Source organism: Pseudomonas sp. URMO17WK12:I11 (genome assembly GCF_007677725.1).
In the GTDB taxonomy this organism is placed as follows: domain Bacteria; phylum Pseudomonadota; class Gammaproteobacteria; order Pseudomonadales; family Pseudomonadaceae; genus Aquipseudomonas.
This window is the reverse complement of record NZ_VEDF01000002.1, coordinates 92738-117901: the sequence shown is the minus strand read 5'-3', so window position 1 is coordinate 117901 and position 25164 is coordinate 92738. Positions and strand designations below refer to the sequence as shown.

Annotated in this window: 16 protein-coding genes; 8 read left to right on the top strand and 8 right to left on the bottom strand. The window is 64.0% G+C overall.

All coding sequences use genetic code 11. The features are described from left to right. Window positions 1-2: 2 nt before the first annotated feature. The 4 genes from msrA to aceE all read right to left on the bottom strand — a co-directional run bounded on the left by msrA (window position 3) and on the right by aceE (window position 7991). Complete coding sequence (gene msrA, locus FS665_RS03790) at window positions 3-671, bottom strand: peptide-methionine (S)-S-oxide reductase MsrA (RefSeq protein ID WP_145183666.1); 669 nt, start codon at window positions 669-671, stop codon at window positions 3-5. Window positions 672-761: 90 nt separating this feature from the next. Then, complete coding sequence (locus tag FS665_RS03785; protein WP_145183663.1) at window positions 762-3446, bottom strand: bifunctional diguanylate cyclase/phosphodiesterase; 2685 nt, start codon at window positions 3444-3446, stop codon at window positions 762-764. A 254-nt stretch (window positions 3447-3700) separates the two neighbouring features. Further along, the gene (gene aceF / locus FS665_RS03780; RefSeq protein ID WP_145183660.1) at window positions 3701-5332 is read right to left on the bottom strand and encodes a dihydrolipoyllysine-residue acetyltransferase; all 1632 of its coding nucleotides are present in this window, start codon (window positions 5330-5332) and stop codon (window positions 3701-3703) included. Between the two features lie 13 nt (window positions 5333-5345). Next, on the bottom strand, window positions 5346-7991 hold the full coding sequence (aceE, locus tag FS665_RS03775; RefSeq protein ID WP_145183657.1) for a pyruvate dehydrogenase (acetyl-transferring), homodimeric type: 2646 nt from the start codon (window positions 7989-7991) through the stop codon (window positions 5346-5348). A 383-nt stretch (window positions 7992-8374) separates the two neighbouring features. On the opposite strand from aceE, the gene glnE reads away from it, so the two are divergent. From glnE to FS665_RS03735, 8 genes are all read left to right on the top strand, one after another. Continuing rightward, window positions 8375-11308 (top strand): bifunctional [glutamate--ammonia ligase]-adenylyl-L-tyrosine phosphorylase/[glutamate--ammonia-ligase] adenylyltransferase, encoded by a 2934-nt coding sequence (gene glnE / locus FS665_RS03770; RefSeq protein WP_145183653.1) that lies wholly within the window; start codon window positions 8375-8377, stop codon window positions 11306-11308. 126 nt (window positions 11309-11434) lie between these two features. After that, on the top strand, window positions 11435-12484 hold the full coding sequence (gene waaF / locus FS665_RS03765) for a lipopolysaccharide heptosyltransferase II (RefSeq protein WP_145183649.1): 1050 nt from the start codon (window positions 11435-11437) through the stop codon (window positions 12482-12484). Further along, complete coding sequence (gene waaC / locus FS665_RS03760; protein WP_145183645.1) at window positions 12485-13543, top strand: lipopolysaccharide heptosyltransferase I; 1059 nt, start codon at window positions 12485-12487, stop codon at window positions 13541-13543. Then, window positions 13543-14667 (top strand): glycosyltransferase family 4 protein, encoded by a 1125-nt coding sequence (locus tag FS665_RS03755; RefSeq protein WP_145183642.1) that lies wholly within the window; start codon window positions 13543-13545, stop codon window positions 14665-14667. Before waaC ends, FS665_RS03755 begins: the two co-directional genes overlap by 1 nt. Next, complete coding sequence (rfaP, locus tag FS665_RS03750) at window positions 14664-15470, top strand: lipopolysaccharide core heptose(I) kinase RfaP (protein WP_145183639.1); 807 nt, start codon at window positions 14664-14666, stop codon at window positions 15468-15470. The genes FS665_RS03755 and rfaP overlap by 4 nt, the downstream gene beginning before the upstream one ends. Then, complete coding sequence (locus tag FS665_RS03745) at window positions 15470-16204, top strand: lipopolysaccharide kinase InaA family protein (RefSeq protein WP_145183636.1); 735 nt, start codon at window positions 15470-15472, stop codon at window positions 16202-16204. Before rfaP ends, FS665_RS03745 begins: the two co-directional genes overlap by 1 nt. Continuing rightward, window positions 16201-16953, top strand: a complete 753-nt coding sequence (locus FS665_RS03740) for a lipopolysaccharide kinase InaA family protein (protein WP_145183633.1) — start codon at window positions 16201-16203, stop codon at window positions 16951-16953. Before FS665_RS03745 ends, FS665_RS03740 begins: the two co-directional genes overlap by 4 nt. Beyond that, window positions 16953-18395: a lipopolysaccharide kinase InaA family protein gene (locus FS665_RS03735; RefSeq protein WP_145183630.1), complete on the top strand. Its 1443-nt coding sequence runs from the start codon at window positions 16953-16955 to the stop codon at window positions 18393-18395. Before FS665_RS03740 ends, FS665_RS03735 begins: the two co-directional genes overlap by 1 nt. Here FS665_RS03735 and FS665_RS03730 read toward each other — a convergent pair. From FS665_RS03730 to FS665_RS03715, 4 genes are all read right to left on the bottom strand, one after another. Then, a complete protein-coding gene (locus FS665_RS03730; RefSeq protein WP_145183627.1) occupies window positions 18368-21157 on the bottom strand; it encodes a dermonecrotic toxin domain-containing protein in 2790 nt (929 codons plus the stop codon). The two genes, FS665_RS03735 and FS665_RS03730, sit on opposite strands and share 28 nt — an antisense overlap. Before the next feature lie 71 nt (window positions 21158-21228). Next, window positions 21229-21417 carry a hypothetical protein gene (locus tag FS665_RS03725; RefSeq protein WP_145183624.1) on the bottom strand — a complete coding sequence of 63 codons (189 nt, stop codon included), beginning with the start codon at window positions 21415-21417 and terminating at the stop codon, window positions 21229-21231. Continuing rightward, on the bottom strand, window positions 21414-22526 hold the full coding sequence (locus tag FS665_RS03720; RefSeq protein WP_145183621.1) for a PepSY domain-containing protein: 1113 nt from the start codon (window positions 22524-22526) through the stop codon (window positions 21414-21416). The genes FS665_RS03725 and FS665_RS03720 overlap by 4 nt, the downstream gene beginning before the upstream one ends. A 57-nt stretch (window positions 22527-22583) precedes the next feature. Next, complete coding sequence (locus FS665_RS03715; protein WP_145183618.1) at window positions 22584-25016, bottom strand: TonB-dependent siderophore receptor; 2433 nt, start codon at window positions 25014-25016, stop codon at window positions 22584-22586. Window positions 25017-25164 lie beyond the last annotated feature (148 nt).

Below are 25164 nucleotides of genomic sequence, written 5' to 3'. Positions count from 1 at the left end.
GCTCAGTTGCCTTGCAGGCTTGGCGGCATGCACACACCGGTGCCGCCGATGCCGCAGTAGCCGTTGGGGTTCTTGGCCAGGTACTGCTGGTGGTAGGCCTCGGCGAAGTACACGGTCGGGGCCTGATCGATTTCGGTAGTGATTTCGCCGAAGCCGGCCTTGCTCAGCTCAGCCTGGAAAGCATCGCGGCTGGCCTTGGCCTGCTCGAGCTGCTCGGGGCTGGTGCAGTAGATTGCCGAGCGGTATTGGGTGCCGACATCGTTGCCCTGACGCATGCCTTGGGTAGGGTTGTGCAGCTCCCAGAACATCGCCAGCAGCTCGCGGTAGCTGACCCTGTCCTTGTCGTACACCACCAGCACCACCTCGGTATGGCCGGTCAGGCCCGAGCAGACTTCTTCGTAGGTCGGGTTCGGGGTGAAGCCGCCAGCGTAGCCGACCACGGTGCTGACCACGCCTTCACGCTGCCAGAAGCGCCGTTCGGCGCCCCAGAAGCAGCCAAGGCCGAAGATGGCGAAGTCGATAGCGCCTTCGAAGAAGGGGCCAAGCAATGGGGTGCCTTCGAACACGTAGTGGAACTCGGGCAACTGCATGGGCGTTTCGCGACCAGGCAGGGCCTGTTCCGCGGTAGGCATGACGTTTTTGTTCACCAGGATTTCCGAACGCAGGACCATGGCCGTTCCTCTGTAGGTCTGTGAATAGGTGCTGGGGCCGCTCGCACGTGGCCCGGATGAGGACTAGTGTGCCCGAGCTTGGCGTTGCTGTCAGGCCATTGGACCGCGCGGATAGCGCTTGAGTTTTTCTTCCAGCTCCCGGCCGGGAATGGGGCGGTCGAACAGGTAGCCCTGGCCCACGTCGCAGCGGTGCCGGCGCAGGAAGGCCAGCTGTTCCGGCGTCTCGATGCCCTCGGCCACCACCTTGAGCTTGAGGTTGTGCGCCATGGCCACCACGGCAGAGGTGATTTCCATGTCGTCCTGGTTGTCGGGGATCTCGTTGATGAAACTGCGATCGATCTTGATGATGTCGATCGGGAATTTCTTCAGGTAACTGAGCGACGAATAGCCAGTGCCGAAATCATCCATGGCCAGGGTCAGGCCCAGGGCTTTGAGCTCGTCGAGCTGGCGGTGGGTGTCTTCGGTGGCTTCGAGCAGAAGGCCCTCGGTCAGTTCCAGCTCGAGCAGGTGCGCCGGCAGGCCTTCTTCCTTGAGGATGGTGCCGATCGAGGCCACCAGATCGGGGTCGGAGAACTGCTTGGGCGACAGGTTGATCGCGACATGCAGGCAACCCATGCCGGCCTGTTGCAGTTGCTGGCTCATGCGGCAGGACTGGCGCACCACCCACTTGCCGATGGGGATGATCAGGCCGGTTTCCTCGGCCACGCTGATGAACTGGTCCGGGCGGATCATGCCGCGCTCGGGGTGGTTCCAGCGCAGCAACGCCTCCAGCCCCAGCAAGCGTCCGCTACGCAGGCACAGCTTGGGCTGGTAGAACACCTCCAGTTCGTTCTGGGTCAGCGCGCGGCGCAGGTTGTTCTCGACGAACAGCTTGTAGCTGGCCTCGGCATTGAGCACTTCGGTGAACACTTGCACTTGGTGCTTACCGTTGGCCTTGGCCTTGTGCAATGCCAGGCCTGCGTTCTTCATCAGCGTGGTCGGATCGCTGCCGTGCAGCGGCGCGCACGAGAGGCCCACGGAGGCGGTGACGTTGATCAGCTGGTTGTCGACGAACATCGGCTTGTCGAGGGTGCGCAGCAATTGCTGGGCGACGCTCTGGCCATCTTCCAGGCTGGTTTCATCGAGCAGCACGGCGAATTCGTTACTGGCGAAGCGGGCCAGCACGCCATTGGCGCTCAGGCTGTTGCGCAAGCGCCTGGCCAGGCTGACCAGCAGCTTGTCGCCGGTGTGGTGGCCCAGGCTGTCGTTGATGCGCTTGAAGTTGTCGATGTCCACCAGCAGCAGGCACAGCGGATTTTCGCTGTCACGGGCAAAGCGCTCGTCGAGCTTGCGGATGAACGCCGGACGGTTGCCCAGGTTGGTCAGGTTGTCGGTGTAGGCCAGGCGCTCGATGCGTTGCTGAGCCATCTTGCTCTGGGTGACGTCTTCGTAGATACCGATGTAATGGGTCAGCTCGCGGTTGTCGCCATAGACCTTGGAAATCGACAGCTGGCCCCAGTAGGGTTCGAGGTTCTTGCGTCGGCTCTTGAATTCGCCTTGCCAGCTGTTGCCCATGGCCAGGCTCGACGGCGAGTCGAACAGCAGCTCGCTGAGGTTCTCCAGGGCTGGCAGCTCGGCCAGGTGGTGACCCTGCACCTCCTCGGTGCTGTATTGGGTGATGGCGGTGAAGCTGGGGTTGACGTACTCGACCACGCCGCTGCGGTTGACCAGCAAAAAGGCGCTGGCGCTCTGCTCGACGGCGCGTTGAAACAGGTGCAAGGCGCTGGCCGCAGTGCGCCGGTTGTGGTTGGTGATGACTTGGGCGAACTGGTCGGCCAGCTCGCCGGCAAAGGCGATTTCGTCGGACTGCCAGGCCCTTGGCTGGCCGGTCTGCTCCAGGCACAGCACGCCCACCACTTGGCCATCGACGCGGATACTGGCATCGAGCATGGCGTTGTTGTCGGCGGACAGGCACTCGGCCAGTTCACGGGTTCGCGGGTCATGCTTGGCGTTGTGCGCATCGATGGCACGGCTGGCGTGCAGCGCTTCGAGGTAGTCGGGAAAGCGACTGGCATCGATGGGTTCCGGCAGACGGTGCAGTTGTTCGCTGCGCAGCCAGGCGCTGATGGGCTCCAGGCGCTGATCATCGAGGTGCCAGATACTGGCGCTGTCGACCTTGTAGATCTCACAGGCGCTGCGGGTGATCAGTTGGGCGGCTTCGAGCAGCGAGTTTTCCGCGCTGTAACGCTGGCGAGCCAGACGCAGGATCAGGTCTTGCTGGGCGCGCACGCGCTCCAGGTGTTCGAGTTGCTCCTGCTGGGCGCGCTGGTTGATCTGCAGGGCCAGTTGCAGGCGGTTGTTGCGCGACTCCAGGGCATGAGTGTCGAACTCGCTGTCGTCTTCGTCGTCCAGCACGCTCAGGTAGCCGCGCAGCAACTGGCGATTGTGCTGCTTGAACGCCTCGCCGGTTTCCAGCAGGCGCAGGGTGTGGGTCTGCGTGTGCAGGATGTAGCGCACCCGGTAATAGCCACGATTGCTCAGCTGCAGCTGAATGTCGTCATGCAGCCGGTAGCGGGCTTCAGGCTCCATCAGGCTGGCATAGGGCGAATCGATCAACGCGCAGAGCTCCGAAGCTGGGAGGCCGAACTGTCGGTAGCAGGCTGGGTCCAGGTACAACATTGCCCAGTTCGCTTCGTTGAGCCTTTCGAAACGCAGCATGCCGAGCCGTGAAGGCACGGGGAGCTGCGTGACGACCTCGGCCGCCACACGGCTGGCGGCATCGGGTTGGCTTTTCATCGAAGACTCGCTTGAAGAGGGACGCGGTCTGAGCGACGGCGCATCTGGCAAGGTTGCATCATGTCCCTAGGGCTGGCAAGCGGCCATTAGGGCTGTCCTTTACATGTTTTCGGCCGCTCGGCGGGAAACTGTAATCGGCTGTGCGCGCCGCCGTTGGCCAGGCAAAAAAAGCCCCGCCAAGGTGGCGGGGTTGAGGTACGAGCGTGGCAGCTCGAAAACGTTGCTGCCCCCGTGTACGGGGGCAGCGGGCTGGCTTACAGCAGCATGGTGCGGATGTCGCCCAGCACGTCGCCCAGACGCTTGGTGAAGCGCGCGGCGGCGGCGCCGTTGATCACACGGTGATCGTAGGACAGCGACAGCGGCAGCATCAGCTTCGGCTGGAAGGCCTTGCCATCCCAGACAGGCTGCATGGTCGCCTTGGAGACGCCCAGGATCGCCACTTCCGGCGCGTTGACGATCGGCGTGAAGCCGGTGCCGCCAATGTGACCGAGGCTGGAAATGGTGAAGCACGCGCCTTGCATGTCGTCGGCCGAGAGCTTTTTACTGCGGGCTTTTTCAGCCAGCGCAGCGGCTTCGGCAGCCAGTTGCAACAGGCTCTTCTGGTCGACGTTCTTGATCACAGGGACCAGCAGGCCGTCCGGGGTGTCCACGGCGAAGCCGATGTTCACGTACTTCTTGCGGATGATGGCCTTGCCGCTTGGTGCCAGCGAGCTGTTGAAGTCCGGCAGTTCCTTGAGCAGGAAGGCGCAGGCCTTGAGCAGCAACGGCAGCACGGTCAGCTTGACGCCGGCCTTCTCGGCCACGGCTTTCTGCGCGACGCGGAAAGCTTCCAGCTCGGTGATATCGGCGGAGTCGAACTGGGTCACGTGCGGCACGTTCAGCCAGCTGCGGTGCAGGTTGGCAGCACCGACCTGCATCAGGCGGGTCAGGGCCACTTCCTCGACTTCACCGAACTTGCTGAAGTCCACTGCAGGGATCGGCGGAATGCCGGCACCACCGGTCGCGCCGGCAGCAGCCGGGGCTTCCTTGGCCTTCTGCATCATCGCCTTGACGTAGACCTGCACGTCTTCCTTGAGGATACGGCCGTGCGGGCCAGTGGCGGCGACAGCGCCCAGCTCGACACCGAATTCGCGGGCCAACTGACGCACTGCAGGGCCTGCATGGACCTTGGCGTTGCTTGCCGCAGCCGGTGCGCTTGCAGCCGCAGCAGGCGCTGCAGCTGGGGCTGGTGCTGCAGCGGCAGGCGCGGCAGCCGGCGCCGCCTCAGCCTTGGCTGGAGCGGGCGCAGCCGCAGGGGCAGCGGCACCTGCGACCTTGAGCTTGAAGATCAGGTCGCCAGTGCCGACTTCGTCTTCGAGCTTGCACAGCACTTCTTCGACCACGCCGGCAGCCGGCGATGGAATCTCCATGGAGGCCTTGTCGGATTCCAGGGTGATCAGCGACTGGTCAGCTTCGACAGTGTCGCCAACCTTGACCAGCACTTCGATGATCTTGGCCTTGCCCGACGAACCGATGTCCGGCACGTGGATGTCCTGCACGCTGGCGCCAGCAGCCGGGGCCGGGGCCTCGGCAGGCGCTGCAGCTTCAGCGGCCGGCGCGGGCTCAGGCGCTTGCGCCGGTGCTTGGGCAGCTGCCTCAGGGGCCGCAGCGGCGCCCTCGGCTTCCAGGACCAGCAGTTCGTCGCCTTCTTTCAGGCGGTCGCCCAGCTTGACCTTCAGTTCCTTGATAACACCGGCCTTGGGGGCCGGGATTTCCATGGAGGCCTTGTCGGACTCCAGGGTCAGCAGGCTTTGATCAGCCTCGATACGATCACCGACCTTGACGAACAGCTCGATGATTTCACCTTCACCGCTGCCGATGTCAGGTACGCGAATGAGTTCGCTCACTTAAAAATACTCCTCAGCAGTCCAGTGGGTTGCGCTTGTCCGGGTCGATGCCGAACTTGGCGATGGCATCAGCCACAACCTTGGGCTCGATCTCGCCACGGTCAGCCAACGCTTCCAGGGCAGCCAGCACCACGAAGTGACGGTCGACTTCGAAGAAGTGACGCAGCTTCTTGCGGCTGTCGCTGCGACCGTAACCGTCGGTACCCAGGACCTTGAACTCTTTGCTCGGCACCCACTGACGAATCTGCTCGGCGAACAGCTTCATGTAGTCGGTGGAGGCGATGACCGGGCCCTTGCGCCCGCCCAGGCACTGCTCGACGTAGGTCTGCTGTGGCTTGTGGCCAGGCTTGAGGCGGTTGGCACGTTCCACGGCCAGGCCGTCGCGACGCAGTTCGTTGAAGCTGGTGACGCTCCACACGTCGGCACCGACGTTGAACTCTTCGCGCAGGATCTTCGCCGCTTCGCGGACTTCGCGCAGGATGGTGCCCGAGCCCATCAGCTGGACGTGGTGCGCCGCTTCGCGGGTGTCTTCCTCGAGCAGGTACATGCCCTTGATGATGCCTTCCTCGACACCGGCCGGCATGGCAGGCTGCTGGTAGGATTCGTTCATCACGGTGATGTAGTAGAAGATGTCCTGTTGCTCTTCGGTCATCTTCTTCATGCCGTCCTGGATGATTACCGCCAGCTCGTAGCCGTAGGTTGGATCGTAGGTGCGGCAGTTCGGGATGGTGCCCGCCATCATGTGGCTGTGACCGTCTTCGTGCTGCAGGCCTTCACCGTTGAGGGTGGTACGGCCGGCGGTACCGCCGATCAGGAAGCCACGGGTGCGGCTGTCGCCAGCGGCCCAGGCCAGGTCGCCAATGCGCTGGAAACCGAACATCGAGTAGAAGATGTAGAACGGCAGCATCGGCTGGTTGTGGCAGCTGTACGAGGTACCGGCAGCGATGAACGACGACATGGCGCCGGCTTCGTTGATGCCTTCCTCGAGGATCTGGCCCTTCTTGTCTTCGCGGTAGAACATCACCTGGTCTTTATCGACAGGCTCGTAGAGCTGGCCGACCGACGAGTAGATGCCCAGCTGGCGGAACATGCCTTCCATACCGAAGGTACGGGCTTCGTCCGGGATGATCGGCACGATGCGCTGGCCGATGTCCTTGTCCTTGACCAGTTGCGCCAGGATGCGCACGAAGGCCATGGTGGTAGAGATTTCGCGGTCGCCCGAGCCGTCCAGAATCGCCTTCAGCGTTTCCAGTGGCGGAGTCGGCACGCTGAAGCTCTTGGCGCGGCGCTGCGGCACGAAACCGCCCAGGGCAGCACGGCGCTCGGCCAGGTACTTGGCTTCGGCAGAACCTTCTTCAGGCTTGAAGAACGGCAGGTGCTCGAGGTCGGCATCCTTGACCGGGATGTCGAAGCGGTCACGGAAGTGACGCAGGCTGTCGACGTCGACCTTCTTGGTGTTGTGCGCGGTGTTCTTGGCTTCGCCGGCACCGGTACCGTAACCCTTGATGGTCTTGGCCAGAATGACGGTCGGCTGCTCTTTGTGGTTGACCGCCTGGTGGTAGGCCGCATAGACCTTGTATGGGTCGTGGCCGCCACGGTTGAGCTTCCAGATCTCGTCGTCGGACAGGTCTTCGACCATGGCCTTGAGTTCTGGCGTGTTGAAGAAGTTCTCACGCACGTATGCGCCGTCTTTGGCTTTGTAGTTCTGGTACTCGCCGTCGATGACTTCGTCCATGCGGCGCTGCAGGGCACCGTTGGTGTCCTTGGCCAGCAGTGGGTCCCAGAAACGGCCCCAGACCACTTTGTTGACGTTCCAGCCACCACCGCGGAACACGCCTTCGAGTTCCTGGATGATCTTGCCGTTGCCGCGTACCGGGCCATCGAGGCGCTGCAGGTTGCAGTTGATGACGAAGATCAGGTTGTCGAGCTTCTCGCGGCCGGCCAGGGCAATGGCGCCCAGGGATTCCGGCTCGTCGCACTCGCCATCGCCCATGAAGCACCAGACCTTCTGCTTGCCGGCCGGGATGAAGCCACGGGCTTCGAGGTACTTCATGAAGCGTGCCTGGTAGATCGCCTGGATCGGGCCCAGGCCCATCGACACGGTGGGGAACTGCCAGAAATCAGGCATCAGCCATGGGTGCGGGTAGGAGGACAGGCCTTTGCCGTCGACTTCCTGGCGGAAGTTGTCCATCTGCTCTTCGCTGATGCGGCCTTCCATGAACGCGCGGGCGTAGACGCCTGGCGAGGCATGGCCCTGGAAGAAGATCAGGTCGCCGCCATGTTCTTCGGTAGGGGCCTGGAAGAAGTAGTTGAAGCCGATGTCGTACAGGGTGGCACTGGAAGCGAAGCTGGAGATGTGGCCGCCCAGGTCCGAGTCCTTGAGGTTGGTGCGCATCACCATGGCCAACGCGTTCCAACGCACCATCGAGCGAATGCGGCGTTCCATGAACAGGTCGCCAGGCATGCGTGCTTCGTGGGTGACAGGGATGGTGTTGCGGTATGGCGTGGTGATCGCGTACGGCAGCTGGGAGCCACTACGGGTGGCCAGCTCGCCCATGCGGGTCATCAGGTAATGAGCGCGGTCTTCGCCTTCTTTGTCGAGGACCGACTCCAGGGCATCCAGCCATTCCTGGGTTTCGATTGGATCGAGGTCTTGCATGGCTTGCTCCAGGGCGGAAAGGCCACCAGAATCGGGGGCCTGAGTTTGCGACTGGCCTTATGGGCAGACGTCGTGAATTCTTGGATTACCGGGGTGTCTCCCGGCGCCGTGTAGTTTTACTACATTTGCTCCGGCATTTCATGCTTTTGCATCCAATGGGTAGTAGTAAAACTACAGAAATGCGACGTTTGGTCGCACCTCGGCTTGTGAGGAAAAACGTTCATGTTGGTTGGCTTGGTGTCGAGAGCGGGCGAATCTTGATGATTAGTGCCAGGGATTCGGTTTTTTCAGCTATTTCCAACTTTTGTACGACAGTCCAACCGTGTGCCGGATTCCTCGCGGCTGCTTTTCCTCCTCCATTTCACGCCGATCAAGGATAGCCCATGCGCCTGCCTTTGCCGCCCGAACTGCCTGAATCCCTGCAACCGCTGGTCGTGCGCAACCAGCAGTTTCTGCGCGATGCCGTGGCCGGCAATGCCGACCTCGATCTGCAGGCGTTGACCCCAGCCTACCGCCAGCAGTTCGATCAGGTCGCCGCTGCCAGCGACTTCGTGCTCGCTGCGGTCCAGCGCGAACCGGCGCAATTGCTCAGCCTGATCGCCAGTGGCGAGCTGGAACGGCGCTACGGCCCAGGCGAGTTGCGCACGCAGATCGCTGCAGCGGCCCAGGCCGCGCAAAGCGAGGAAGAACTGGCGCGTCACCTGCGCCGCGCGCGCAATCGCCAACAGCTGCGAATCATCTGGCGCGACATCACCCGGCAGGCTGCACTCGGCGAAACCTGTCGCGACCTTTCGGACCTCGCTGACGCCGCCATCGATGAAGCCTACCAGTGGCTGTACCCGCGTCACTGCCAGCAGTTCGGCACGCCGATCGGCAACCGCAGCGGCCAGCCGCAACATATGGTGGTGTTGGGCATGGGCAAACTGGGGGCAGGGGAGCTGAACCTGTCGTCGGACATCGACCTGATTTTCGGCTTCCCCGAGGGCGGCGAGACCGAAGGCGTCAAGCGTTCGCTGGAAAACCAGGAGTTCTTCACCCGCTTGGGCCAGCGTCTGATCAAGGCCCTGGACCCGGTGACCGTCGATGGCTTCGTATTTCGCGTCGACATGCGCCTGCGCCCCTACGGCTCGGCTGGCGCGCTGGTGCTGAGCTTCAATGCCCTGGAACAGTATTACCAGGACCAGGGGCGCGACTGGGAGCGCTACGCCATGATCAAGGCGCGGGTGGTGGCCGGTGATCAAACCGCCGGGGCGCAATTGCAGGAAATGCTGCGCCCGTTCGTCTACCGCCGCTATCTGGATTTCTCCGCCATCGAAGCGCTGCGCACCATGAAGCAGCTGATCCAGCAGGAGGTGCGGCGCAAGGGCATGGCCGACAATATCAAGCTGGGTGCCGGGGGCATTCGCGAAGTCGAGTTCATCGCCCAGGCGTTCCAGTTGATTCATGGCGGGCGCGACTTGAGCCTGCAACAGCGGCCGCTGCTCAAGGTCCTGGCAACCTTGGAAGCTCAGGGTTATCTGCCGCCGGCAGTGGTTGCCGAACTGCGTGAGGGTTATGAGTTTCTGCGCTATACCGAGCATGCCATCCAGGCCATCGCCGACCGCCAGACGCAGATGCTGCCGGACAACGACCTGGACCGCGCGCGTATCGCCTTCATGCTCGGCTTCGCCGACTGGCAGGCGTTCCATGCCCAGTTGATGCACTGGCGCGGGCGTATCGACTGGCATTTTCGCCAGGTCATCGCCGACCCCGACGACGACGAAGGCGAGGGTGAGCTGGTGGTGGGCGGCGAATGGTCGCCGTTGTGGGAGCAGGCCCAGGACGAAGAGGCCGCTGGTCGCCAGTTGGCCGAGGCTGGCTTCGAGCAACCAGCCGAGGCCCTGCGCCGGCTGGCCGGGTTACGCGCCAGCCCGCAGCTGCGCTCGATTCAGCGCATTGGCCGTGAGCGCCTGGACGCATTCATTCCGCGCCTGCTGGCCCAGGCGGTAGAGCATGACAACCCGGACCTGGTGCTCGAACGCGTACTGCCGCTGGTCGAAGCTGTCGCGCGGCGCTCGGCCTACCTGGTGCTGCTCACGGAAAACCCCGGCGCCTTGCGGCGTCTGTTGACCCTGTGCGCGGCCAGTCCATGGATTGCCGAGCAGATCGCACGCTACCCGTTGCTGCTCGATGAGCTGCTCAACGAAGGGCGTCTGTTCAGCCCGCCGTTGGCGCCAGAGTTGGCGGCCGAACTGCGTGAGCGCCTTACCCGTATTCCCGAGGACGATCTCGAACAGCAGATGGAGGCGCTGCGGCATTTCAAGCTGGCCCACAGCCTGCGGGTGGCCGCCTCGGAAATCAGCGGCAATCTGCCATTGATGAAGGTCAGCGATTACCTGACCTGGCTGGCCGAAGCCATTCTCGACCAGGTTCTGGCCTTGGCCTGGCGCCAGACCGTGGCTCGCCACGGCCAGCCCCAGCGCAGTGACGGCAGTGTGTGCGATCCAGGCTTCGTGATCATCGGTTACGGCAAGGTCGGCGGCCTGGAACTGGGCCATGGCTCGGACCTGGACCTGGTGTTCATCCATGACGGCGACCCGAATGCTGAAACCGACGGCGCCAAGCCGATCGATGGCGCCCAGTTCTTCACCCGCCTGGGCCAACGCATCATTCACCTGCTGACCACCCAGACCAACTCCGGGCAGCTCTATGAGGTGGACATGCGCCTGCGTCCCTCGGGTGCAGCCGGGCTGTTGGTCAGTTCGCTGGGCGCCTTCGAGCGCTATCAGCAGAACGAGGCCTGGACCTGGGAGCATCAAGCGCTGGTGCGTGCCCGCGTGCTGGTCGGCTGCGCGCAGGTGGCCACGGCGTTCGAGGGCGTACGCGCCAGGGTGCTCGGCCAGCCGCGTGACCTGGCGAAGCTGCGGGTGGAAGTCAGCGAGATGCGCGCCAAGATGCGTGACAACCTGGGTACCAAGGCCACCGCGGCCGGGACCGCAGCCAATGCCTACGAGGCGGGTGTGGCGTTCGATATCAAGCAGGATGCCGGCGGTATCGTCGATATCGAATTTATGGTGCAATACGCCGCTTTGGCCTGGTCTGACCAGCACCCGGCCATACTCCGATGGACCGATAACATCCGCATTCTGGAAGAGCTGGAGCAGGCAGGCTTGATGCCGGCCAGTGACGCGGTGCTATTGCGTGAGGTGTACAAGGCCTTCCGCTCGGCATCGCACCGCCAGGCCCTGCAGAAGCAGGCCGGGGTGATCGATGCGGCGCAGTTTGCCGACGAGCGTCGCGAGGTGCGGCGCATCTGGAGCGAGTTGGGGCTGACCTGAGATAGCCGCCGCCAGGGCGCCTGCCTCGGCGGCAGTGGTACACTGTCGGCCACATAGCCTGAATATAAAGAGGGGAGGCCAGGCGGTATGCAGCCTGTAGCCTCCCCGAGCGTTTCTGGACTAAGCATGAGAATACTGATCATTGGCCCCAGCTGGGTCGGCGACATGGTGATGGCGCAGACCCTGTTCCAGTGCCTGAAACAGCAGCACCCCGACTGCGTGATCGACGTGCTGGCCCCCGAGTGGAGCCGGCCAATCCTCGAGCGCATGCCCGAAGTGCGCCAGGCCTTGAGCTTCCCGCTCGGCCATGGGGCGCTGGAGCTGGCCACGCGGCGGCGCATCGGCAAATCCCTGGCCGGTCAGTATGACCAGGCCATCTTGTTGCCCAATTCGCTGAAGTCGGCGCTGGTGCCGTTCTTTGCCGGCATTCCCAAGCGCACCGGCTGGCGCGGCGAGATGCGCTTTGGCCTGCTCAACGATGTGCGCAAGCTCGACAAAGCCCGTTATCCGTTGATGATCGAGCGCTTCATGGCCTTGGCCTACGCGCCGGACGCCGAATTGCCGCAGCCCTATCCGCGGCCGCACCTGCAGATCGAGGCGCACAGCCGCGAGGCTGCGCAGGCCAAGTTCGGCCTGACCCTGGACCGCCCTGTGCTGGCGCTGTGTCCAGGCGCCGAGTTCGGTGAGGCCAAGCGCTGGCCGGCCGAGCATTACGCCGCCGTGGCCGACGCGATGATTCGTCAGGGCTGGCAGGTGTGGCTGTTCGGCTCGAAAAACGATCACCCGGTCGGCGAGCAGATCCGCGAGCGGCTGATCCCGGGGCTAAGGGAAGAATCGTACAACCTGGCCGGCGAAACCTCGCTGGCCGAGGCCATCGACCTGATGTCCTGCGCCGATGCCGTGGTGTCCAACGATTCTGGCCTGATGCACGTGGCGGCGGCGCTCAATCGCCCGCTGGTGGCAGTCTATGGCTCGACCTCGCCCGGTTTCACGCCGCCGCTGGCCGAACAGGTCGAAGTGGTGCGCACCGGCATCGAGTGTAGCCCGTGCTTCGACCGCACCTGCCGTTTCGGCCATTACAACTGCCTGCGCCTGCTCGAACCCGGCATGGTCATCGCCGCGCTCACCCGGCTGGGTGGGCCGAACATCATCGACGTGCTGGCCGAGGTCGACTAAGTGCGGGTACTGATCATCAAGACCTCGTCGCTGGGCGACGTGATCCACACCCTGCCGGCGTTGACCGACGCCGCCCACGCGGTGCCCGGGATCCGCTTCGACTGGGTGGTCGAAGAAGGTTTCGCCGAGATCCCCGGCTGGCATCCGGCGGTCGACCGGGTGATTCCGGTGGCGATTCGGCGCTGGCGCAAGAACCTCTGGCAGACCCTCAAGAGCGGCGAGTGGAAGGCCTTCAAGCAGCGCGTGCGCGAGCGTCGGTATGACCTGGTGATCGATGCCCAGGGTTTGGTCAAGTCCGCCTGGCTGACCCGCTACGTGAAAGCACCGGTAGCCGGACTGGACCGCTACAGCGCCCGCGAGGGCTGGGCCAGTCGCTTCTACGACAGGCGCTTGTCGGTGGCCACCGGGCAGCATGCGGTCGAGCGCGTGCGCCAGTTGTTCGCCATGGCCCTGTCCTATGATTTGCCCGAAGGCGTCGGCCACTACGGCCTGGATCTTGAGCGTTTGCAATTGCCGCCCGCCGCGCCTTATGTGGTGTTTCTGCACGGCACCACCTGGGCCACCAAGCACTGGCCCGAAGCCTACTGGCGCGAGCTTGCCGAGCGCATGGGCCGACGCCAGCTGCAGGTGCGCCTGCCCTGGGGCAACCCTGCGGAAAAAGCCCGTGCCGAGCGCATCGCCCAAGGCTTGAACAATTGCCAGGTGCTCCCCAAGTTGAATCTGGTCGGCGTCGCTCGCGTACTGGCGGCGGCGAAAGCCTGCGTGGCGGTCGATACCGGCCTTGGCCACCTGGCGGCGGCACTCGATGTGCCGACCATCTCCCTGTTCGGCCCGACCAACCCGGGCCTGACCGGCGCCTACGGACGGACCCAGGTACACCAGGCCAGCGACTGGCCTTGCGCGCCTTGCCTGCAGAAGAAATGCACCTACAAGCCGAGCGCCGAGGACCTGCGCCGGTTCGATCTCAAACGCGAGTGGCCATTGTGCTTCACTCGCCTGAATCCCGAGCATGTGGCGAGCCGCTTGAGCGCGCTGCTGCTGGCTGAGGATGTCCGTTGATGCAACTGGCTTTCGTACTCTACAAATACTTCCCTTTTGGCGGACTGCAGCGCGACTTCATGCGCATTGCCCTGGAATGCCAGAAGCGCGGCCACCAGATCCGGGTCTACACGCTGATCTGGGAAGGCGACATTCCACCGGGCTTCGAAGTGCTGGTGGCGCCGGTCAAGGCCGTTTTCAACCACCGCCGTAACGAGAAACTCAGCGCCTGGATGGCGGCCGACCTGGCCAAGCGCCCGGTGGATCGGCTGATCGGTTTCAACAAGATGCCGGGGCTGGATGTGTATTACGCCGCCGACGGTTGTTTCGAAGACAAGGCGCAGACCTTGCGCGGCGGTCTGTACCGGCGCTGGGGCCGCTACCGGCACTTCGCCGAGTACGAGCGCGCCGTGTTCGCCAAGGACGCCAGCACCGAGATCCTGATGATTTCCGAGGTGCAGCAGCCATTGTTCATCAAGCATTACGGCACGCCGGTGGAGCGTTTCCACCTGTTGCCGCCGGGTATTTCCCAGGACCGCAGGGCGCCGGACAACGCTGCCGAGATCCGCGCCGACTTTCGCCGCGAATTCAACCTGGGCGCCGATGACCTGTTGCTGGTGCAGATCGGTTCAGGCTTCAAGACCAAGGGGGTCGACCGCAGCCTCAAGGCGTTGGCGGCGTTGCCGTCGGCCTTGCGCAAGCGGACTCGGCTGATGGTCATCGGCCAGGACGATCCCAAGGTGTTCCAGTTGCAGAGCGCGGCGCTGGGCTTGGGCGAGCAGGTGCAGTTTCTCAAAGGTCGCAGCGATATCCCGCGCTTTCTGCTGGGCGCCGACCTGTTGATCCACCCGGCCTACAACGAAAACACCGGCACCGTGCTGCTCGAAGCGCTGGTAGCCGGTTTGCCGGTGCTGGTGTCCAAGGTCTGCGGCTACGCCCACTACATTGCCGAGGCCAACAGTGGCCTGGTGCTGGACGAGCCGTTCGAGCAAGAGCAGCTCAACGGCTACCTGCAGCGTATGCTCGAAGACCCGCACGCCCGTGCCGACTGGTCGCGCAATGGTCTGGCGTTTGCCGACAGCGCTGACCTCTACAGCATGCCGCAGCATGCTGCCGATGTGATCCTGGGGCAGGAGAACGCATGAAGCTGATAGTGGCCGAACCCTTCAAGCGGCTGTGGGCCGGGCGCGATCCGTTCGTGGCCGTCGAAGCCTTGCAAGGTGAGGTATACCGCGAGCTCGAAGGGCGCCGGACCTTGCGTACCGAAGTCGCTGGCGAAGGTTTCTTCGTCAAGATTCACCGTGGTATCGGTTGGGGCGAAATCTTCAAGAACCTGTTCACCGCGAAATTGCCGGTGCTCGGTGCCGGCCAGGAATGGCGAGCCATCCAGCGCCTGCATGAGGCCGGCGTGCCAACCATGACCGCGGTGGCCTACGGCGAGCGCGGCAGCAACCCGGCCAGCCAGCATTCGTTCATCATCACCGAGGAACTGGCACCGACCATCAGCCTTGAAGATTTCAGCATCGACTGGCGCCAGCAGCCACCGCAGCCACGTCTGAAACGCGCGTTGATCGCCGAAGTGGCGAAGATGACCGGCACCATGCACCGCGCCGGGGTCAATCACCGTGACTGCTACATCTGCCACTTTCTGCTGCACACCGACCGCCCGGTGACGGCGGATGACTTCAAACTGTCGGTGATCGACCTGCACCGCGCGCAGACCCGCGCGACAATCAGCCGGCGCTGGCGCGACAAGGACCTGGCCGCGCTGTACTTCTCGGCCCTGGACATCGGCCTGACGCGGCGTGACAAGTTGCGCTTCCTGCGCGGTTATTTCCAGCGCCCGCTGCGCCAGGTGCTGGCCGAAGAGGCGAGCCTGCTCGCCTGGCTCGAGGGCAAGGCGCAGAAACTCTACGATCGCAAGCAACGCTATGGGGATGCACTCTGATGGCGGGTTGGACACTGGCGCCAGGCTATCAACACCTGGCGGCGGACTTCGGCAGCCTCGACGCGGTATTCGCCTTGCAGGGCGAGCGCCTCACGCGCGACCCGCTCAGCGAGGTCGTGCGCGTCGAGCGCGATGGGGTCAATTATTACGTCAAGCGCTATACCGGCGCTGGCAAACACATGCGCCGCTACCTGGGGCGCCCGCGCATCAAGGCTGAATGGCAGAACCTCAAGCAGTTCGCCAAGTGGGGCATCCCGACGGCCGAGGTGGTGGCCTGGGGGCTGGAGCGCAAGGGTCTGGCCTTTGGTCGCGGGGCGATGATCACCCGTGAATTGCCGCACACCGAAGACCTATCGGCGCTGGCCGAACGGCACGACGCGCGCCTGGCCGATCGCGCCTGGGTCGATCAGCTGAGCCGCCAACTGGCTCGCCACACCCGGGTCATGCACCAGCACCGCTTTGCCCACAACGACCTCAAGTGGCGCAACTTGCTGGTGGACGATCAGGGTACGCTGTTCTTCATCGACTGCCCGACCGGCGACTTCTGGCGTGGCTTCATGTGGCGGCATCGCTTGATCAAGGACTTGGCATGCCTGGACAAGGTGGCCAAGTATCACCTGTCGGCGACCCAGCGCCTGCGCTTCTACCTGCAGTACCGTGAGCGCGAGCGCCTGAATGCGCAGGACAAGCGCCGGATTCGCCAGGTACTGGGCTTCTTCGAGGGAAGGGAATGACCGATTACCTGGCCAGTACCGATCTTGCGTTGCTCAAGCGCCATGGCTTGAATGATTTCGAAGCGCTGTGGGCGCTGCAGCTGGACGCGGTGGATGAACCCAACACGGCACGTGGCGGTTGGAGTAGCGTCTATCGCCTGGAGCTGGAGGGCAAGGGTTACTACCTCAAGCGCCAGTGCGACTACCTGACCCGCAGCTTGCACCGACCGTTCGGCGAACCGACCTTCTCCCGCGAGTTCCGCAACATCAGCCGTTACCAGAAGCTGGGCATCCCGGCGCTGCAGGCGGTGTTCTATGGCGAGCGCAAGCACAACGGCCGGCACCGGGCGATGCTGATGACCCGCGCGCTGGATCAATGGAACGATCTTGACAGCCTGCTGGCCCAGTGGCCCGAGCTGGACGACGCAGCCCGCATCGCTATTCTCAACGCCTGCGGGCAACTGGCGCGCACGCTGCACGGGGCCGGCCAGGTGCATGGCTGCTTCTATCCCAAGCACATCTTCCTGCGCCCGCGTCGCGAAAGCTGGGAAGCGCAACTGATCGACCTGGAAAAAACCCGGCCACTGCTGTTTGGCATGCGCGATCGCCTGCGCGACCTGGAGCCATTGTTGCGCCGTGCACCGATCTGGAGCGAAGCGGACGTGCGCCAGCTGTTGGCCGCTTACCTGCATCAACCTGCCGCCAGCACCTTGGTCGATACCTGGCTGCAACGCCTGATGCACCGCCGTCGTGAAAAGGAGGCCCGTTGATGCGCTTGTCCGAACTGCAAGCAGCTGGGCGCAGCCCGACGCTGCCGTTGAGCATCACCCTGGCCGATGCGGCCGGCAGCGCGGATCTGCAACTGCTCAGCCTGCTGCGCGTGCTGCCGGGGCAGCGCTACGTCGGCGCCGCCATCTGGCGCGGCACGCCGGTACTGGCCAAGCTGCTGGTCGGCGGTAATGCCGCACGGCATTTCCAGCGTGAACTCGATGGCGTCAGGCTGCTGGCGCAACAGCACCTGACGACACCGAAGCTGCTCGCCGATGGGCTTGTCGAGGGAGAGGGCGGCTGGTTGCTGTTCGAGTTTCTCGATGGCGCCGAGAGCCTGGCCGATGCCTGGGCGGCGGTCGAGGCGATGCCGGTGCTGGCTGACGAGCAGCAGGCGGTGTTGGCCGAAGCGCTCACTGCCGTTGCGCAGATGCATGCGCAAGGGCTGTGGCAGGAAGACCTGCACCTGGACAACTTGCTGCGCCATGGCGGCAAGCTGTACTTGATCGATGGCGCCGGCATCAAGGCCGAGACGCCAGGGCAGCCGCTCACGCGTGCGCGCGTGCTGGAAAACCTCGGGGTGTTCTTCGCCCAGTTGCCCAAGCGTCTGGAACCCTTCATCGAAGAGCTGCTGGTGCACTACCTGCTGGCCAACGCCGAGCACGCCTTGCCGATGGAAGCGCTGCAGAAGCAGGTCGACAAGGTGCGCCACTGGCGGCAGAAGGACTATCTGGAAAAAGCCGGCCGCGAGTGCAGCCTGTTCAGCGTCGAGCGCAGTCTCTCCGGGCTGCGCGCGATTGCACGTGACCAGCTGCCGGACCTGCTTGCGGTGCTGGAGCAGGCCGATGCGTTGCTCGAGCAAGGCCACCTGTACAAGACCGGAGGCGCGGCCAGCGTGGCGCGCATCGAGGTGCAGGGGCGCTCGCTGATCCTCAAGCGCTACAACATCAAGAACACTGCCCATTGGTTCAAGCGCTTCTGGCGCCCTAGCCGGGCCTGGCATTCGTGGATCGAAGGCCAGCGTCTGATGTTTCTCGACATCGCCACGCCCCGGCCCTTGGCGGTGCTGGAGCAGCGGGTGCTGGGGCTGCGCAGCCGGGCCTACCTGGTCACCGAGTACCTCGATGGGCCAGACTTGAGCGAGTGTTTCGCGCCCTATGTAGACAGTGGTGATGCCCCCCAGGAACAGCTCGATGCCCTGGTTCAGGTCATGCAGCAGTTGATCCGCGAGCGCATCAGCCATGGCGACTTCAAGGGGCATAACCTGTTCTGGGCCGATGGCAAATGGTGGCTGATCGATCTCGACGCCATGTGCCAGCACGCCACTGCCCTCAGCTTTGCGCCAGCCTACGCCCGGGACCGGGCGCGGCTGCTGCGCAACTGGCCGAGCGGCAGCGCGCTGTACCAGCGCCTGGATCAGTTGCTGCCCAAGCTCACCGAATAGGCCGCAGGCAGGGCCAGCCAGTCGCTGCTGCGCCCTGCCTGGCGCACTTGGATGCGCCATTGTTCATCTCGCCAGCGCAGGACCGCCCATGGCACCACCCCGGCCGTGTCAGCCTCAGGTATCGGCAGGTGGTAGCGGCCCGCCAGGATGTGCTGGCGCAGCGGCAACTGTCCGGCGTCGGTCTGCAGGTACAGTTGCCCATCCGCATCATGCAGGCCATCGGCTGCGCTCAGCGCGGTGCCCTGTAACGGCGCCGGCAAGCGGCAGCTGTCGAGCAGCAACTGCAGATCCGGCAGGCCGTCGTACCAGAGCAACGGTGAGTCGATTACCCAATCGCCGTTGGCCAGGCGTTTGACCGGTTGGGTCAGGTAGGCGTCCGGTTGGTCCGGGTCGATCGCCCCCCAGCGGCTGCCATCGAACGTCACTTTGTAGTAGCGGCCATGGCTGTCCTGCACGTAGTACTGGGACAGACCCTCGAAGGCCGAGGCTTTTTCATGCACCTGTTCCCCGTACAGACCGTTGATGTGGTAACGCAGGTTGCTGCTGTCAGGCTTGACGCTATAGCGCAGTGGCAATAACAGCGGCGGTGGCTTGGGTATGCCGCGCAACACACGCCGCACCAGCCCGGTGCTGACCAGGCTGGTGCCGGCGTCGTTGGCATGGCTCAGGGCATTGTAGGCATGGGTCAGCACGCCATTGAGGTCTTCGTGCCGGTAAGCGTCCACGCCTTTCCAGATCTCCAGCACCATGCGCCCAAGCGTCAACGGCACCATGACTTTGATCGGCAGAAAGATGCTGATGAGATCAAGCAGTGTCCAGCTCAGGGTGACCGCCTGGTGGAGGTCTGCCTCGGCCGTGGTCTGGCTGTCGGCGTCTGCCAGTGCCAGCATGCTGCGCACCTCGGCCATGTAGCAAGCGTGGAACAGATCGTCCTCGATGGCGGGGGTTTGCAAGCGCCTGGCCAGCTGTCCTTTGACCAGCCAGCGCTCAACCTGCTCAGCGGGCAACAGCGGCAGACGCTGTGCCAGATAGGTGCGCAGCGCGGGCTTGGCGCGGACCAGGCGCAACAGCGCACGGGGGCTCGCGAACGAGCGCCAGGCACGGCGGTCCGGGGCGTCGGGGGTATACAACACAAAGGCGTTTGTATTTGGCGAGCCGCTGCTCAAGAGCAGCACGCCCAGCACGGTGTGCTGCTCGATCAGCAGCTGCCGAACGATTACCGGATGCCCATCGATACGTGGGCGCAGGGCGTTGTGTGGCTGGGAAATGACCTGCTCGACCCAACGGTAGTCGCGTTCGTCCCAGTCCTGGGCAAGGTGCCCGGCATAACGCGCCTTGGCGGCTTCGGCACGCATGCGCGCGCGATTGATCACGCTGTGGGCGCGCAAGCGCCATTGGCCGGCGGCAGTCTCCAGCAGCTGCGTGCGCAGGTAATCGGCGTAGCTCGCGCCGACGTTCAGGCTTCTGACCATCGCTTTGATGTAGGCAGGCGTCAAGCCAGCAGGCAAGGCCCTGCTGTCACTTGCGCTGACGCGTGCAGTCAGCCAGTAGTCGTAGTCGAACCATGCCACGTTACGCCTGGCCAGCTCGTCCAGCGAATAGCGCACAGCGACCGCTTCGATCAGTTGGCCGCCGACGTTCTGAAAGCCCCGCCAGGTGACGTAGGTCGAGGGTTGCAGCGGGTAGATCCATGGCCCGGTCTGGCGGGTGTGAACCACGGTGACGAAGATCTGCCCGGGAGTCAGGTCCAGCCCCAGGTCGTGGCGCAGGCGTGCTTCGACACGCTGGCGGGCCCAAAGCTGCAGGGTGTCTTGTTGCTGGAACTGGCGTAGGGTCAGGATGCCGGGCGCTGCTACCCGCTCGCCTGCGGCCACCAGTTCCTGCATGCCCTGCATGATGTGGGCAAGCGCTTGCGGACTCGCCGAACGCATCCAATTAGGCAGGTTTTTTTCCAGCAGAGCGGCGTAGCGCGTGGCCAGCAGCGTCTTGCTGCCTGCATCGTCGGCCAGTTGCAGGGCCCGACGGAGTTGCTCGACGCTAGGCGCGGCGTCGCTCGAGGGGCTTGACCATACCTGATTCAGCCGCAGCCGCTGTGCTTCGATCAAGCTGTCGACTTGTGCCAGCAGTGGATCATCGGCGTACCACTGGTAACGCACTTGATCGGCCTGGCGGGCACTGGCCAGGCTGTCTGGTTCGACCAGCAACTGCAGCAGTTGCCTGCCCTGGATCGGGTCGTCGACGCGCTCGCTCAGCTCCTGGTGCAGGGCCTGCAGTGAGTCGTAGCTCTCCAGTCCCTGACCCAGCCCGAACACCAGCACTGGCCCAGTCGGGTGCTGAGGATCGAGGTCGCGGCCTTCGGCCTGGCCGAGAACCATGACGAACAGGCCTGGTATGGCCGCACGCCAGGCCGGGCGGCTGCGCGACAGCACCGGCCGGTAGATCTGGGCTCGGCGCTCCAGCGCCTGATGGTGGCGTTGCCAGGCCTGCGGCATGTCGAGCAGCACGCTGAACGCTGCGGCTTGCTCGGCGCTCAAGGTGCCGTCGCTTACGCGCAGAGCGGATTCGGCGTGCAGCATGGCGCGACGGTTCTCGGCCAGCTGTTCACGGCGCGACAGCCCTTGGCTGTTCGGCCAGGCCCAATAGTCGGCCAGGTCGCCGTGCAGTTGCTGGCGTGACGGCAGCGGTGTGTTGATGACCGGCATCGCCGCGAGCGATGCCACTATCTGGTCGTGAAGCGAATCGATGCGTTGCAGAGGTAGCATGCGGCGCTCCTTGTAGGCGGGAGCGGGCATGGTGTGGCGAGGCGTGCGCCGGCTGGGTGTAGCCTGCTACCTCATCTTCGCCCTGAGCCTTGCCAGAGAGCGCGCACACTCAAGGCTGCCGGGATGCCCAGGCCGAGCCAGGCCAGCAGATCCCAGGCGCCGTCACCGAGCAGGGCGGCGAACAAACCCAGGGCCCCGAGCAGGGCGATGAGGGCAGGCCAGGCTAACACGCGCACGGTGGAACGAGAGCGGTGGCTCATGCCTTGGCCTCTCTGGCGCGCTTGCGTTTGTCCAGCCAGAGGTAGACACCGCTGCCGAGCACGACGATGGTCAGGATATCCAGCACGGCCCACAGGATCTGCATGGGACGCCCGCCGTAATCACCAAAATGCAGGGGTTGCGACAGCCCCATGGCGTCCATGTACCAGGGGCGGTCGCCGACTGCGGTGACCTCCAGGGTACGGGCATCGATCAACACCGGAGTGAACAGGTGCGAGGTCAGGTGCGTGGCACCGTTCATGAACACCGCGTAGTGGTGTTCGCTGGAGAAACGCGTTCCGGGAAACGCGATGAAGTCTGCACGCATGCCCGGCGCAGCCTCGCTGGCGATCGCTAGCAGGCGCGTGGCCGGGGCACGCTCGCTCAGCACCGGCGCGTCCTGGTACGGCGCAACCATCGCCGCCAGGCTGTCATTGCGCCACGCGGCGATCACCAGATCCGACAGCGCGCTGATCACGCCGGTCACGCCCACGGTCAGCGCCCAGGTCAGGGTGACCACGCCGATCAGGTTGTGCAGGTCGAGCCAGCGCAGCCGGCGCGACTTGTCACGGCGCACGCTGGCGAAACCCAGGCGGCGCATGAACGGCGCGTACAGCACCGTGCCGGAAATTATCGCGACGATGAACAGCAGGCCCATGAAGGCCAGCAGCAGCTTGCCGGGCAGGCCTGCGAACAGGTCTACGTGCAGGCGCAGCATCAGCATCATGAAACCGCCGTTGGCTGCTGGCATGGCCACTGCCTCGCCCGTGCGGGCATCGAGCATGAAGGTGTGCGACGCGTTGGGTTCGGTGCCGGCGCTGGCGGCAGTGATGGCAAGCACGCCGTCTGGTTCGTCCTTGTCGAAGCCGAAATACTGCACCACTTCACCCGGGCGGTGCTGCTCGGCCTTGCTGACCAGCTGCTGCAGGTCCAGGTGCGCGGTGCCAGCGGGCATCTCGCGCAGCACTGCGGCATCGCCGAGCAGGTGTTCGAGTTCGTGATGGAAGATCAGCGGCAGGCCGGTGAGGGCCAATAACAACAGGAACAGGGTGCAGACCAGGCTGCTCCAGGTGTGAATCACCGACCAGCGGCGAAGGGTTGGGCTTTTCATGACAGTACCGATTCGGTCTGTGCGAACCTGGGGGCTGCGCAGCAGCCCCCCGTTCTTTCAGAACTGATAGGAAGCACTGGCTACCACGCTGCGTTCGTCACCGTAGTAGCAGTAATAGCTATCGCAGGTGGACAGATAGTCCTTGTCCAGCAGGTTGGTCGCATTGACGGCTACCGAGGCGCCTTTGAGGCTGTTGCTCAGGCGGCCGAGGTCGTAGTGCACGCTGGCGTCGAACACGGTGTAGGCGTTGGCTTTGCCCAGGTAGGTGTTGGCCTGGTCGCCATAGGTATTGCCGGTGTAGCGGGCGCCGCCGCCGATACCGAAGCCATCGAGGATGCCGCTGTGCCAGGTGTAGTCGGCCCACAGCGAGGCTTGCTGGTTGGGCATCAGTTGCAGACGGTTGCCCTTGTACAGGCCGTCCTGCACTTCGGATTTGGCCAGGGTGTAGGCGGCGGTCAGCTTGAGGTTGGCCGACACATCAGCCACCGCTTCGAGTTCCAGGCCTCGCACTTTCACTTCGCCGGTCTGGCTGGTGAAGGTCACACCGCCCTGATTGTTGGTGACCGAGACATTCTTCTGGGTCAGGTCATACACCGCTGCCGTCAGCAGCGTGTTGGAGCCCGGCGGCTGGTATTTCACCCCCAGCTCCCACTGCTTGCCCTCGGTGGGCTTGAACGACTCGGAGGCTGACACAGCCGCATTGCTGGCGGGCTGGAACGACTCGGCATAGGAGATGTACGGCACAAAGCCTGAGTCGAACACATAGCTGAGCGCCGCGTTGCCGCTGAATTGCTTGTCGCGCTGGGTATTGGTGGCGTTGCCCTGGTTGAGGAACTTGGTGCTGGTGTGCACCCAGTCCTCGCGCCCACCCAAGGTCAGACGCCAGTTGCCCAGGGCCATCTGGTCCTGCGCATAGAGGCCAGTCTGGCGAGTCTTCTGGTTGTAATCATAGAACGCCGTGGAGCGGTCGGGGCGGGTGATTGGCACGCCGTATACGGGGTCGATCACGTTGCTGTTCGGCACGTTGAAGCCGAAGATCGACAGGTAGTTGCTGTTGACCCGCTGGTGGTCCAGGCCCAGCAGTAGGGTGTGGGTGATGTCGCCAGTGGCGAAGTCGGCCTGGAAGTTGTTGTCCACCGCGAACTGGCTGATGTCCTCGTCGGTATTGGTGGACATGCGGCTGACCGTGCCGTCGTCTTGCACAGGGCCGCCAGGCTGGTAATAGCTGCCGGGGGTGATGGTCTGGAAGGCCAGGTCCGACTTGGTGTAGCGAAGGTTCTGACGGAACTGCCAGACGTCATTAAGCCGATGCTCGAACGCATAACCCAGCGCGTAATAGGTACGGTCGTAGAACTCGTAATCCGGATCACCCAGGTTCTTGTGGTGCGAGATCTTGCCGAACGGCATGTCGATCTTGGTGCCCTGGATCGGTCGGAACTGGCTGGTGGCGCCGGTATCGTCACGGGTGAACTGGCTGAGCAAGGTCAGCGAAGTGTCCTCGTCGATGTTCCAGGTCAGGCTCGGGGCGATGTTGTAGCGCTTGTCGTCGATGTGATCGATCTGCGTGCCGCCGTCGCGAATCACGCCGCTGACGCCGTACAGGAACTGGCCTTGCTCATCGATCTTGCCGGTGCTGGCAAAGTTGAGCTGGCGATGGTTGTCGCTACCATATTGCACTTCGATTTCATGCGTGCTTTCGGCCTGCGGGCGACGGCTGACGATGTCCAGCAGGCCGCCGGGAGGCGTTTGCCCATAGACCGACGAGGCCGGGCCGCGCAGCAGCGCCAGGCGGTCGAGGTTCCAGGTTTCGGCCTTGGGGTTGGCGTAGACCCCGCGCGGCAGCGGCAAGCCGTCGAGGAACTGGGTCGGCTCGAAGCCACGCACGCGCATCCAGTCATAACGGGTATCGCTGCCGAAACTGGCCGAAACGATGCCCGGCATGTATTTCACGGCGTCGTCGAGACTGTGTACGCTACGGTCGCTCATCTGCTGGCGCGTGGCGATGGAAATCGAGCGCGGCGCCTCTACCAGCGCGGTGTCGGTCTTGGTCCCTGCGGCGGTGCGCTTGGCCAGATAGCCGTCCACCGGCCCCCAGGCACTTTCATAGGCCGTGCTGGCATTGATCGCGGTTTCTGGCAGGGCCAGCGCACCGTCCGGTATGGCCACCAGGCTATAGCTGCCCGCACTGCTCGACTGCAACTGCAGCCCGGTGCCTGCCAAGGCTGCCTGCAGCGCGGCGAGGCCATCGTACTGGCCGTTGACCGGCGCCGCGGTGCGGCCGCTGACCAGGGCCGGGTCGATGGCCAGGGTGATGCCCGCCTGGCTGGCGATCTGGTTGAGGGTGGAGGCCAGCGGCGCGCCTGGCAGGTTGTAGGTACGCAGCGCAGCCTGCTCGGCGGCATGCAGGGTGGGGCTGGTCAATGGCAGGCAAAACGCGACCGCCAAGGCCAACAGGCTAGGACGCAAGACACGATCAACGGCACGGGACATTCAGCGGTTCCTCGACGGATGAGTGCTAATTGCTTCCTTGCCGAGCGAGATTGCAGAAGTGACAGGGCTAATCGGAAAAATACTGAGAATTATTCGGCTCTGAAGGTGAGCCGCAGGCGGGCGCATCGGCGCCCGGTCGCAGGTAACG